Here is a 12,769-nt window from a genome sequence, read left to right as displayed (position 1 = left end):
AAAGCCAGCAAAAAAGACAGACAGGAGGATTCCTGTCTATCCATCATTTTGTCATTTTTTCCAAATAAGCAATCTTAGCAAAATCCTTATGATTATTATTATCATTTCGGTAAGAATCTTGGGAAGAGGCACGGTAGATAGCTAAAAATTGTTCTGCAGTTGGCAGTAGAAACTTTACACCTTCTACTTCTTTTCTAGTCAGCTTCTCTAGCGGCACACCTGAAAATGCCTCCAAGGTTTCCATGGCTCCGAATTCAATAGATAAGCCTTCTTTTTGAAATTCATGCTCGTGCAGATCGACTAAGCGATAGCCCAAGCGCTCCATCATAGGCTCAATCTTGTCCATATCATAAATACGTTCTTCATCTGGTGCTTCCCAGCCACGTTCATCACCATGAACATGAATATCAATATCCCGCGCCTGCCAGTCCTGACCAGTAACCTGCTCCAGCCCCAAGGAACCCATCAGCAGAGGAACAATTCCCATCTTATTCAGTTGAGACGCGATTTTTAGAAATTCTATAAATTTATTATCCATACTATTTTCTTTCAAAACTTTACTTTATACCAATCCAGGCTGCAAGCAAGGCTGACAAAATACTGACCAAGGATCCAATCAAGTAATACTCTGCAAATGCTGGACTTTCTGATATTTTGTTATAGCGGGCAATGGATTTAGCTGTAAACACTAAACCAATCGAAGCAAACTGTCCATAAAGAAGACAAGCTCCGATAACCAAACGCTCTAAGAAACCAATCATGGCTCCTGCCCCATCTATCGTATCTAACTCCAGACTCGTTTCAGGTTGAAATTTACCAAATAAAATTCTAAAAGCAATATTGGTTGGCTTTCCTACCAATAAGACAAACAAAACGGCTTTTAAGAAAGTTAATGGAAGGAAACTTGGCAAAAACTCAGTATTCATATTAGAGAGTCCGTAGATAATAGCCAAATGAAGGAGTTGATCAAGCACAAAAATGATTGACACTTTTAACTTGAATATCCTTTGTAGGATTGGTTTGAAATAATCAATAAGAGCATGGCTTAAGAAAACAATGAAAGTCTTCCACCACAAACTTGGTATTATAATAGTTAAGACAAATAAAGGTAGTCCTACAAGTAAAATATGAAATGCAAGGACTCGAATGTTTTTGTCCTTTTTGTCAGCCATTTTTTGACTTTGAAAGTAATAATCTGATAACAAATGACAAATCAACAAAAGTACGAAAAGGTGATATGAATCCATACTAGAAAATCCGTTCATTCTGACCTCCTTCTGTAACATCAATGGCTTGGATAGCTGCAAGTGCAGCTGCTCTACTTCGAAGATAGACTCTGATGCTACTACTCTTTAGGCGTTTAGAAAGGGCACTGGGATTTAATGAAAGTGCCTGAGCCAGCTCTTGCTGACTAAAATCCTCACTATAGATGGATAGTTTGAGTAAGCCCCTTAAAAGTTCTTCCTGACTTTCTCGCCAGTCTGATTTGATTGCCTCTCCTGCAGCTAATAAAGCATTTATTTGAAAATCTTCTTCCTTTTTTCCACTAGAAAAATACAACTGAGTATTTCCATAATCATTCTTTTGATGAACGAGATTAATAGCAGCTCGTGCATTCCAATAGGCAGGTCCATCAGCACCGATACTCTGTAAAGGGTCAATGTCAGTCACTATTTTCCCCAAACCAATCCCAAAGCGTAGCTGAGCAGGCTTCAAATCTTGACGTAGGGAGTCAATAATTTGAAAAATTGGTGCATCTAAAGTAAACAGAGCCTGAAATTCATCTCCAAGAGTCAAAGTTAATCGCGAAGCTAAATAAGTTTCAAAGCGATTGTTTATATGAAAGAGAACTGCTTCCAACTTCTTTTGTAAGTCTGATCTCTCTTTAAACAGTTTTGAGTCAATGACGTCTGCAATTAAGGCTATATACACTTCACTACCTCCTTTTGTCTATTATAACAGACAAAACAAAAAATGTCCATTTTAACAGACATTTTTTGTTTTTGCCGTTAAAATGGACTAAATTGATTGGTAAAAAGACTTATTTGACCTTTTCTTCTTCATAATCACCATTGCTACAAACTACCTGCTTGCCGCCGCCACGAACTTTCTTTTCAATCAGATAATGGTCGCATTTTGGACAGTTCCGGCCGACAGGCTTATCCCAAGATGTAAAGTCACAGTCTGGATAACGATCACAACCGTAGAAAATACGATTCCTCTTAGTCTTACGTTCAATAACATGGCCTTTTTGGCACTGCGGGCAGGTCACGCCAATTTCCTTGACAATAGCCTGAGTATGACGACAATCCGGGAAATTACTGCAGGCATAAAATTTCCCAAATCTACCCAACTTGATGACCATCGGACTGCCACAAACCTCGCAGTCAAAACCAGCTGGCTCATCTTTGATTTGGATTTTTTCCATTTCAGACTCAGCTTTGGCTACTTCTTTTTCGAAAGGTCGGTAAAACTCGTCAATAACCTTCTGCCATTGCTCTTTTCCGACTTCTACATCGTCCAGTTTTGCTTCCATTTCAGCGGTAAACTTCACATTTACGATACCTGGGAAAAATTCAACAATTAGAGAATTGACGATTTCACCAAGTTCTGTTGGCTCAAAACGCTTGGAAACCAGCTTAACATAATAGCGTTTTTGAATGGTCTCAATGGTCGGTGCGTAAGTAGACGGCCGGCCAACTCCATTTTCTTCGAGAGTCTTGATAAGAGTAGCTTCAGAATAGCGAGCAGGTGGCTGAGTAAAGTGCTGTTCTGGATTAGTATTGACACGTTTGACAGTATCACCCTTTTCCATATCTGGAAGCATCTTATTTTTATCAGAGTCATTATAAATAGCTAGATAACCATCAAACTTGACCTGACTTCCATTGGCCGTAAATTGAACACCATTTTGTTCAATTTTAACATTCATAGTATCAAAGACTGCAGCTGTCATTTGACTGGCTACAAAGCGGTTCCAGATCAGTGTATAGAGCTTCAGCTGATCTTTATCCAAGTATTTCGCAATGCTCTCTGGTGTATTAAAGACACTAGAAGGTCGGATAGCTTCGTGGGCATCTTGAGCTCCAGAGGCATTTTTAATCTTGCTACCGTGTTTTGAATACTTAGCTCCAAAACGATCGGTAATGTAATTAGCAGCTTCATTTTGCGCAACAGGACTAATACGAGTTGAATCCGTACGCATATAAGTAATAAGACCTTGAACGCCAGAACCGATATTGATACCTTCATAGAGTTGCTGAGCCACCATCATAGTCTTACGAGTCCGGAAATTGATCTTATTAGCCGCATCCTGTTGCATAGAAGAAGTCGTATACGGCAAGGGAGCATTACGGCGACGTTCTTTTCTTTCGACACTTTCAACCTTAAAGTCATCTCCCTTAAGATGTGAAAGAACTTCTTTCACTTCATCGTTATTGGTCAGTTTCATTTTTTTGCCATTTAAGCCATAAAAACTAGCTTGAAATTGTCGACTGCCCTTTTTAAAGGTAGAGTCAATAGTCCAATACTCTTCAGGCTTGAAAGCATTTATTTCATTTTCCCGGTCAATAATTAACTTGAGAGCAACAGACTGAACCCGACCAGCTGACAGACCTTTCTTGACTTTTTTCCATAGAATAGGAGAAATAGAATAACCAACTAAACGGTCTAAAACACGACGAGCTTGTTGGGCATCGACCAAATCCATATTAATCTGACGAGGCTCTTTGAAAGCATTCTTGACTGCGTCTTTAGTAATTTCGTTAAAAACTACACGATTCTTTTCTTTTTCATCCAAGTTAAGAATGTGTGCCAAATGCCATGAAATAGCCTCTCCTTCTCGGTCTGGGTCACTTGCCAGAAAGACTTGTTTAGCTTTTTTTGCTTCTTTCCTTAAATCATTGATGAGCGGTCCCTTGCCTCGGATATTGATATATTGTGGTTCATAATTATTTTCAAAATCAATGGACATTGTTGACTTTTTCAAATCACGAATATGCCCAACACTGGCTAAAACTTTATAGTTCCTTCCCAGGTATTTTTCTATTGTTTTTGCCTTGGCAGGCGACTCCACGATAACCAGATTTTTCTTGGTTGTGGACTTTTTACTTGTTTTTGTTACCAATTTATACACCTTCTATCAGAATAAATCTCATAGAGTGTAAACTATTTTTCTAGGCTTGTCAACTGTTAAATTCTCCTATAGGAAAACTTGTTTTAAAAATCAAACTCAGACAGGACATCAGAGCCTGACATAATGCACTTAGCGCCTTCTTGAATCAAATGATGGCAGCCATCAGATTTTCCATCTAGAATTGATCCAGGGATAGCAAATACATCTCTTCCTTCTTCCATCGCTCGCTCACAAGTTATCAAGCTTCCAGATCTCATCTTAGCTTCAGCAACAATGACGCCCCTGCACAAACCTGCAATAATTCGATTTCGCTCAGGAAAATGAAACTTCAAAGGCTGTTCACCGGGACCGTATTCTGATAAAACCAGATGATTTTTGCCAATATAGGACTGAAGTTTTTTATTGGCTTTAGGATAAAAAACATCTAATCCAGTTCCAATAACAGCTATAGTCCTTCCGCCATTCTGTAAAGCTGCCATATGAGCAGCCGTATCAATCCCACGCGCTAACCCGCTCACAATGATTAATTCATTATTCAGTTCTTTAATAATTTTTTGAACGGACTGATTTCCAAGCTTACTACTATCACGACTTCCGACTACTGCTACTTTTGGCAATTCAAGCAGATCAATATTTCCCTGATAAAACAAAAGAGCAGGTGGGTTATATATCTCACTCAAATCCCATGGATAAATATCATCCAAGATAGAAAAAGAGGGAAATTCCTCAAAGGATTTTTTTAAGAAATCGTCGTCAATTTGCTTATAGCGTTCTATAAACAGGGCGGGATTACGGCACTCTGAAACCACCTCAATATCACGCAAAGAAAGCTCCTTTTCCTTGTTTTCAGCATATCTCAAGACATTAAGAACTTGTCCATTAGTCAGTCCAGCATGTTTCAATTTATAAATATCATAGTTTTTCATTTTTTCACCTCACTATTATATTCGTAAAATCTACAAAAAAAGACTGTAAAACAGTCTTTTTTTATATCCTGACTAATTTCTTTAAAAAAGCATCTCTTCTCATTGAAAGTAAATAGTCGAATATTAATCATACCAAGGCTTTATCTGTCATAGCATTAGGAATTTCTTTGATAATCCGAGCAGGATTTCCAGCTAAAACTACATTGTCTCCAAAAGACTTGGTCACAACTGATCCTGCTCCTACTACCACATTATCTCCCAGTGTCACACCAGGCAGAATAGTCACACCGCCTCCAGCCCAGAAATTATCACCAATGGTAATGGGAGCTCCATACTCAATACCAGAATTTCTTTCCACAGGATCCAATGGGTGTAATGGCGTTAGCAATTGACAATTGGGACCAAACATGGCATTATCTCCAATCCTAATCGGACAAACATCTAACATTGTCAAATTCCAGTTAGAGTAAAAGTTCTCTCCTATATGGATATTAACACCATAGTCACAAACAAAAATTGGATGAATTGAGAGATTCTCACCAGTAGAACCAAACCATTCTTTGACAATAGCTTTTCGTTTATGACCATCTTGTTCTTGATTAAAAGTATATTGATATTCCCTTGATTTAGCTGCTAATTGCCTTAATTCCTGATCTTGAGGGCGATAGGGTTCACCAGCAATCATTTTTTCGTATTCTGTTTTCATGGCAACTTCCTTTTCATACGAGATAAATGGATGATTAAATAGAGCTGTTCATCTTCTGATGTGATGTAATTGCGAGTTTTTTCAAGATGACCAACAATCTTTTGGGTTGTTTCAAAAGCATAAGGGTATTTTGACTTCATCATCATAAACATCTCATTATCTTCTAAATCTCTATATCCAGAACCTGTCAACACCCGCTCGCAAAAAAATTTCAAATGAGTCACAAAGCGTTGTACATATATATCTTCCTCATCTAGAGAAATTTCTAAACTGTACTTGACAATAGTCATGATTTCTTCCATCAACATGGTCAAATCTCTTGCAGCTGCACCGTTCTCTAATTCCGCATTCACAATTGTTAAGGCCATAAAACTAGCCTCATCATCTGGTAAGTCTTTACCAAAATATTGACTTAGAAGCTGATTTGCATATTTTCCAACTTCAAATTCCTCCGGAAAAAATCGCTTGATATCCCACATAAGAAAATTTTTCAAATAGATGTCATCCTTCTCTCGCAAAACGACTCCATGCATGTGGTCAGCCATTGCTATAAAAGCATGATGATTTAACTTCTTAGAAATCTTTTTATGGGCAAATGCAATAACTTCACCAGCCATTTCTATAATTTCAGGATCAATTTCGTTAATCAACTGCTTCCTGTCTGCTGACAAAATAAATTTTTTCTCAATCAGATCAAGCGAGATCTCCTGACCCACTTTTCTACCAAAAGCCAGCCCTCTTCCCATGAGCACAATTTCTTCTTGGTTTTCTTCAGAAATAACGACATTATTGTTTAAAATTTTAATAATCTGCATTTCCAACCTCTTCATGACTAGTCAAGCATAGACTTAACAGGTTCAAATGTCTTCCGGTGAATTGGGCTCACCCCATAATGTTCTAGGCCCTCCAAGTGACTCTTCGTTCCGTAGCCAGCATTTTGCGCAAAGGCATAACCAGGAAATTCTTTATCGTAGTCTGCCATCAGCCGATCACGAGTGACCTTAGCTACGATACTAGCTGCTGCAATAGATAGTGAATTAGCATCGCCCTTGATGATGGAATCTTGCGGGATATCAACATCCAGTTTCATGGCATCAATCAGCAGATAATCGGGCTTGAGAAAAAGCTTAGACAAAGCCTCTTTCATAGCAAGCTTGGTCGCTTCATAGATATTGACTTGGTCTATAATATCATTGTCCATCAGGCCAATACCAACTGTCAAGGCTTTATTCATAACTGCTTGATAGATTTCATTATGCTTTTTCTTAGGAATCTTCTTACTGTCGTTTAGCCCCTTGATTTTACATCCTGGAGGCAAGATAACAGCAGCAGCGACAACTGGTCCAGCTAGAGGACCACGACCAACTTCATCAATCCCGGCGATTGCCTGGTAGCCAGCTTGATAAAGCTCTTTTTCATACCGTAACATCTGCTCCAGACGCAAATCCTCATCTAACTCTGCCTGAATAGCTCTTTTACGCTTTTCAATAGCCTTTTGAACTCCACTACGCTGATCCTTCGCCACCTCTTCTAAAAAAGAATCAGACAACTCTGTCACTAACTCCAAGCGCTGCTGAATTTCCTTAATCGTTGCCATCTAATTCTCCTACTGTATCCAGGCAGAAACGGCCCAGCTTACCATCACGAACATCTTTGACAAATAAGCTATAAAAACGATCGTAGTCATCACGGAAACCAAGTTTTGGGGTCATATCCATAATTATATCTGGCGCTTCTTGACTTAGATCTAACTGTTTATAGCGACCCACTAGCTCTTCAGGATAATGCTCCTTAAAATAATTGAGTCCAAAAATCGTCACTTCATCCATAGGTAACAGATTATCCTTGATTGCACCAGTCAGAGCAAGCTTAAGAGCAACCATCTCGTCTTCAAACTTAGGCCAAAGGATACCTGGTGTATCCAAGATTTCCAAATCTTTATTTGACTTGAGCCATTGCTGCCCTTTTGTCACACCGGGCTTATTCCCTACAACAGCAATTTTCTTACCAGCCAAGCGATTCATCAGAGTTGATTTTCCAGCATTGGGAATGCCGATTATCATGGTACGCAGAGTTTCGATGCGAATTCCCCTCCCCTTCTGACGAGCTAATTTATCAGCCATCAGTTTCTTAGCAGCATCTGTCACCTTTTTAACGGCAGACTGTTCTTTAGAATTAAGAGCCAAAGTAGGAATTCCTTGACCTTCAAAATAAGTCTGCCACTCCTTGAGACGGACAGGATCAGCTAAATCTGCTTTATTTAGAATCAAAAGCTTTGGTTTATCACCTACAATTTTAGTTAGCATGGGATTTTGACTAGATAAAGGGAGACGGGCATCAACCAAGACAGTCACAAAATCAACAAACTTAATACTTTCTTGGACCTGTCTCCGAGCTTTGGACATATGCCCAGGGAACCATTGAATCGTTGCCATATTTTTTCCTTTCAGCGAATATCTTTCAGAATAATTTCATCTTTATCTATTTTAACATATTTCAAAATTTTAAGAGGCAAGATTAAAAATTCTCAGTGAAACAAAAAAGCCCCAATGGGCTTTATCATTTATCTAACTTGTTCAAAGTGAAGGTGCACTGCAATATGATCTCCATAGCCACTGCGCTCTAGATCACGTTGCAAGCGATAAGAAATGTAATGTTCAGCAATAGTAATGTAGCCTGCTCCCAAGAGACGGCTTTCAACCATTGATTGAATCATACTAATAGTTGCTCTCTCTACTTTTGCTTCTTGCAAATCAAGAACTACCTTTTTTGTAACTTGTGCCAAATTTTGCCGTAAATCATCAGTCAAAACATAGACTGTCTGAGCAGCCTTTAAGACAGCTTGATAGATTTTATCCGGATCAAAATCTACAACTTCACCACTGCGCTTAATTACTTGCATAATAAACTCCTTTATTTATCTATTTCTAATATAATGTAAGTCACTAACATGACTTCTGCCAATCTAGTTCTTTACAGCCTGCTCAAAAAGAAAACTCAAAGCTAGACCATACCTTAACATTATATAATTTTTTCCAATATTTTTCAAAGGTAGCTTTCTTTTTTTAGACTTTAAAAAGCGAAAAAGAAAGGAAAGCACTTGGCAATCCTTTCTTAAATGCTCTTCATAAACTATCAGATACTGAATTCACTTTTCAGTTTAAATAAATACGACTAAATAGAAAGCCAAACATTATGTATCGGATTTCTCTAATGCTATGTCCTGTCTTTTATAACGATAGTGCATTTTCCAGTGATTTTCAGATACTTCTTCTAATTCCAGAGTCTTGTTAATCTTATTAAAAGGTAATTTCTCTTCCTCGACTTTCCTTAGAAGCTCAACTAATAAGTCACCCCCAGCGTTTAGAGAGATCAAACTATCATCCTCACTATCGTATTGAAGTAAAACTTTCTTTGTTGGTTTGTGAACGACATTATAAAGATTAAAAGCCCTTTTAATGTCAAAATTCTTCTCTTTATCTGCTATCATTGACACAGTATGTAACTCTAACCGACCAATTTTAAAAGCTCCAAAAAGACTGACAACAATCCCTAATCCAGCAAGTGTTTCCCAGATGAGAGAGAAAAGTTTTAAATCCCAATCTGTTATAACATTAAGAAGTAGATAAAGAGCCCCTAAACCAAACCCTAACAAAATTAAACCTGCGCCATAAAAACTGGCCTTATCACCAGTTCGAATAATTGGCTTGTCGTAAACTCTCTTCCCCTCAAGTTTTTCCAGACTGCGCTTTGCCTTATACTCCTCAATTCGTTGACTATACTTTTCTGGCATATTATGAAATTACACCTCACTTATTTATATAAACTCTAAACTCAAATTGCCGATCAATAATCCGGTCTCAGGACACCTTTAACAGTCTCTTTGGTTGCTTGGTAGTCTCCATCAACGACGACCTTAATAATTCGTTTGGCATCTTCTTCAGGTGCAGGCACAAGTGGTAAGCGAGTTGGGCCTGCCGCAAAGCCCAAGTAATTAAGAACAGCCTTGACTGGAGCTGGGCTCGGGTAAGAGAAAAGAGCATTGACTTTGGGAATGAATTTCCGTTGAATAGCTGCTGCTTTTTTGATGTCATTGTGCTCAATTGCGTCCAGCATTTCAAACATTTCATCACCGTTTGTGTGAGAAGCAACAGAGATAACTCCATCAGCCCCCAGATTCATAGCATGAAAGGCATCACCGTCCTCACCAGTATAAATCAGAAACTCTTCTGGACGATGCTCAATCAAATAAGCCATATTAGCAAGACTAGTACATTCTTTAACGCCGATAATATTTGGATGTTCTGCTAGTCTCAACATGGTCTCGGGAGTCATCTCAACTACTACCCGTCCTGGTATATTGTAGATAATGATAGGCAGGTTTGAAGCATCTGCAATGGCTTTAAAGTGTTGGTACATGCCTTCCTGTGAAGGTTTATTATAATAAGGAACAATAGCTAAACCAGCTGCAAAACCACCAAATGCATCTACTTCTTTAACAAATTCGATAGAGTCGCGTGTTTCATTGGTACCAACACCCGCTATTAAAGGGACACGTCCTTTAACAACCTTTTGAACTGCCGCAAATAATTCCAACTCTTCATCGTGAGTCAGAGTGGGACTTTCTGCTGTTGTACCTGCTAATAGAATCCCATCCGTGTGGTGAGCCAAAAGATGCTCTATCAAGTCAGGAATAGCATCAAAATTAATTGATCCATCTTCATGAAAGGGTGTAATGAAAGCAGTGATTATTTTACAATTAAGCAAATCTTTATAAGCCATAGGAAAACCTTTCTATATAAGGAAAGGAGGCTTAAAGAATTTCTTCTTAGCCTCTTTTTGTTATAGCAAAACTTGTTTGAGGTTTAATTGACTTAATGATACTAGTTATTTACCAGCTCACTCATCTAAAAACTGAACAAAAACCAGAAACATTAAAATTCAAACTAGCTTTATCCTATTTTGAAAACTATTAAGTCTTCTAATTAACCTTTTATTTTAGCTCGTAAACAAGCTCTTCAGTCGGACGAACTAAGCCACGCTCATGCAAGGTCTCAGCAATCTGTACTGAGTTCCATGCAGCACCTTTAAGAAGATTATCAGATACAATCCACATGTGAACGCCATTTTCAATATCAAGGTCTTTTCGAATCCGACCAACAAAAGTTTCTTTTCTACCAACTGCGTTGACAGCTTGCGGATAAATTTGATGAGCAACATCATCTTCTAAGACTGTACCCGGAAAGGCAGCAATGGCAGCCTTTATTTCTTCGATAGAGGCAGTTTCTTTAGTTTCAATATAGACAGATTCAGAATGCGCTGATAAGACAGGAATACGGACACAAGTTGCAGAAACTTTAACAGATTCATCTTCTAAGATTTTCTTAGTCTCCTTGGTCATTTTCATTTCTTCATAAGTATAGTCATTGTCCGTGAAAACATCGATTTGTGGCAATGCATTAAACGCAATTGGATAATGCTTCTTGTCCCCACCAGAAGGCAAGATATTAGCAGTCAAATCCTTTGGATCAACACCATCATTTAATACCTGACGCAACTGATCCTGCGTTTCCAAAATTGCACCCATACCAGCACCAGATACAGCCTGATAGGTTGATACAATCACGCGCTCAATTCCCCATTTATCAGCGATTGCTTTCAACGGAAGCATCATTTGAATCGTAGAGCAGTTTGGACAAGAAATAATTCCGTTGTGATGGTCCAATGCATGGGCATTAACCTCTGGTACTACTAATGGAGTTTTGCTGTCTTGGCGGAAGTAAGAAGTATTATCAACAACTACTGCCCCAGACTTAACTGCATAAGGAGCATACTTTGCTGAAGTCGAGCCACCAGCAGAAAAAAGAGCAATGTCAACGCCATCAAAAGCAGTTTCAGTAGTTTCTTCAATTACAATGTCCTGCCCCTTAAACTGCAAAATCTTTCCAGCTGAACGTGCAGACGCTAAAAAGCGCACTTTATCAATAGGAAGACTTGATTCTTCCAACATTTTAATCATCTGAGCTCCAACGGCTCCAGTAGCACCCACTACAGCAACTGTATATCCCATACAATCTACCTCTGAATTTTCTAAAAATTTTGTATATTCTATAATTATACTATTTTTTAAAAAAATTGTAAATCCAATCTGAGACTATAAAGGGATAAAATTGATTTTTTTTGATCTTAAATATGTTATATATTTTACATAAAATGATTTATCTACATCAACATACACAACAACTCTTACCTTAAAAATAAATCTTTATATGGTTACTGCTTTTCCCTCACGAACAAAACTGCATCCATTGCTCTACGACTCAACCGCCTTCTTCGAAGTCATTTCATCAAGAGCAATAGCACTCTCAACTCCGACCGTATCAGCATCAATTTCTCTAAGTTTGGCTTCGACTAATGGTCTTGCCTCTCTAAGAGAGGTATCAAAGTTTACAGCTTTTGTTCTTACGAACCAAACTGCATCCATTGCTCTACGGCTCAACTGCCTTCTTCGAAGTCATTTCGTCAAGAGCAATAGAAAATCCCCAATCCGTAGACTGGGGATTCGAGGCATCTTTCGATGAGAACAGCTGGTTCACACAACTGCTCAAGGTCCGCTCCTGCGTTACAATTGAATGTAGACCTCCTCAGCGCAAAAGGCTCCTAGGAGCCAATCGACTCATCGCATGAAGTCTAGTTTACCCTATCTTTCACCACTTTGTCAAGGTATTTAATCTAAAAGTATGTGTCTCAATTTTTGAGAAGATAAAAAAATAGCAGAAATTCAAGGAAATGAGATGCAAACGTATACAATCGTTCACTTCAGCCTTGACATTCTCTACTTTATGCTGTAAACTAGATTAAAGACTGAGTAACACAACTGTACTTGTTTACTCGGTGGAGGTAGGTGTTAGCGCACCTGCCTCTTTTTTTGTTTCTTATTGCTATAATTATACAACTAATTTCAAGCGATGTCAACAGAAAAATGATGACGGCATGTCAAAT

General features: G+C 38.4%; 14 protein-coding genes. All 14 read right to left on the bottom strand.

Annotation, left to right across the window (positions count from 1 at the left end):
- Positions 1-43: 43 nt before the first annotated feature.
- The 14 genes from HMPREF0847_RS02490 to HMPREF0847_RS11200 all read right to left on the bottom strand — a co-directional run bounded on the left by HMPREF0847_RS02490 (position 44) and on the right by HMPREF0847_RS11200 (position 12,266).
- A complete protein-coding gene (locus tag HMPREF0847_RS02490; protein WP_008808618.1) occupies positions 44-538 on the bottom strand; it encodes a phosphoribosylanthranilate isomerase in 495 nt (164 codons plus the stop codon).
- Positions 539-557: 19 nt separating this feature from the next.
- Entirely contained in the window at positions 558-1,265 is a 708-nt protein-coding gene (locus tag HMPREF0847_RS02485) for a DUF3307 domain-containing protein (protein ID WP_008808617.1), read from the bottom strand.
- On the bottom strand, positions 1,249-1,932 hold the full coding sequence (locus HMPREF0847_RS02480) for a SatD family protein (protein ID WP_008808616.1): 684 nt from the start codon (positions 1,930-1,932) through the stop codon (positions 1,249-1,251). Before HMPREF0847_RS02480 ends, HMPREF0847_RS02485 begins: the two co-directional genes overlap by 17 nt.
- Before the next feature lie 109 nt (positions 1,933-2,041).
- A complete protein-coding gene (gene topA, locus HMPREF0847_RS02475) occupies positions 2,042-4,135 on the bottom strand; it encodes a type I DNA topoisomerase (RefSeq protein WP_008808615.1) in 2,094 nt (697 codons plus the stop codon).
- 83 nt (positions 4,136-4,218) lie between these two features.
- Positions 4,219-5,061: a DNA-processing protein DprA gene (gene dprA / locus HMPREF0847_RS02470; protein ID WP_008808614.1), complete on the bottom strand. Its 843-nt coding sequence runs from the start codon at positions 5,059-5,061 to the stop codon at positions 4,219-4,221.
- A gap of 127 nt (positions 5,062-5,188) precedes the next feature.
- Positions 5,189-5,767, bottom strand: a complete 579-nt coding sequence (locus HMPREF0847_RS02465; RefSeq protein WP_008808613.1) for a sugar O-acetyltransferase — start codon at positions 5,765-5,767, stop codon at positions 5,189-5,191.
- Positions 5,764-6,582, bottom strand: a complete 819-nt coding sequence (locus HMPREF0847_RS02460; protein ID WP_020992624.1) for a PRD domain-containing protein — start codon at positions 6,580-6,582, stop codon at positions 5,764-5,766. Before HMPREF0847_RS02460 ends, HMPREF0847_RS02465 begins: the two co-directional genes overlap by 4 nt.
- A gap of 17 nt (positions 6,583-6,599) precedes the next feature.
- The gene (locus HMPREF0847_RS02455; RefSeq protein ID WP_008808611.1) at positions 6,600-7,364 is read right to left on the bottom strand and encodes a ribonuclease HII; all 765 of its coding nucleotides are present in this window, start codon (positions 7,362-7,364) and stop codon (positions 6,600-6,602) included.
- A complete protein-coding gene (gene ylqF, locus HMPREF0847_RS02450) occupies positions 7,351-8,202 on the bottom strand; it encodes a ribosome biogenesis GTPase YlqF (RefSeq protein WP_008808610.1) in 852 nt (283 codons plus the stop codon). Before ylqF ends, HMPREF0847_RS02455 begins: the two co-directional genes overlap by 14 nt.
- A gap of 128 nt (positions 8,203-8,330) precedes the next feature.
- Entirely contained in the window at positions 8,331-8,669 is a 339-nt protein-coding gene (locus HMPREF0847_RS02445) for an ATP cone domain-containing protein (RefSeq protein ID WP_008808609.1), read from the bottom strand.
- A 291-nt stretch (positions 8,670-8,960) separates the two neighbouring features.
- Positions 8,961-9,560 carry a hypothetical protein gene (locus tag HMPREF0847_RS02440; RefSeq protein WP_008808608.1) on the bottom strand — a complete coding sequence of 200 codons (600 nt, stop codon included), beginning with the start codon at positions 9,558-9,560 and terminating at the stop codon, positions 8,961-8,963.
- Between the two features lie 53 nt (positions 9,561-9,613).
- Positions 9,614-10,549, bottom strand: coding sequence for a 4-hydroxy-tetrahydrodipicolinate synthase (gene dapA / locus HMPREF0847_RS02435; RefSeq protein WP_008808607.1), 936 nt, complete (start codon positions 10,547-10,549; stop codon positions 9,614-9,616).
- 211 nt (positions 10,550-10,760) lie between these two features.
- Entirely contained in the window at positions 10,761-11,837 is a 1,077-nt protein-coding gene (locus tag HMPREF0847_RS02430; RefSeq protein WP_008808606.1) for an aspartate-semialdehyde dehydrogenase, read from the bottom strand.
- A gap of 243 nt (positions 11,838-12,080) precedes the next feature.
- On the bottom strand, positions 12,081-12,266 hold the full coding sequence (locus HMPREF0847_RS11200; RefSeq protein WP_037622288.1) for a hypothetical protein: 186 nt from the start codon (positions 12,264-12,266) through the stop codon (positions 12,081-12,083).
- Between the last annotated feature and the right edge of the window lie 503 nt (positions 12,267-12,769).

The sequence above is a fragment of the Streptococcus sp. 2_1_36FAA genome (genome assembly GCF_000161955.2).
In the GTDB taxonomy this organism is placed as follows: Bacteria; Bacillota; Bacilli; order Lactobacillales; family Streptococcaceae; genus Streptococcus; species Streptococcus gordonii.
Note: the sequence above shows the minus strand (reverse complement) of the source record. Positions and strands in the feature narration are given on the sequence as shown.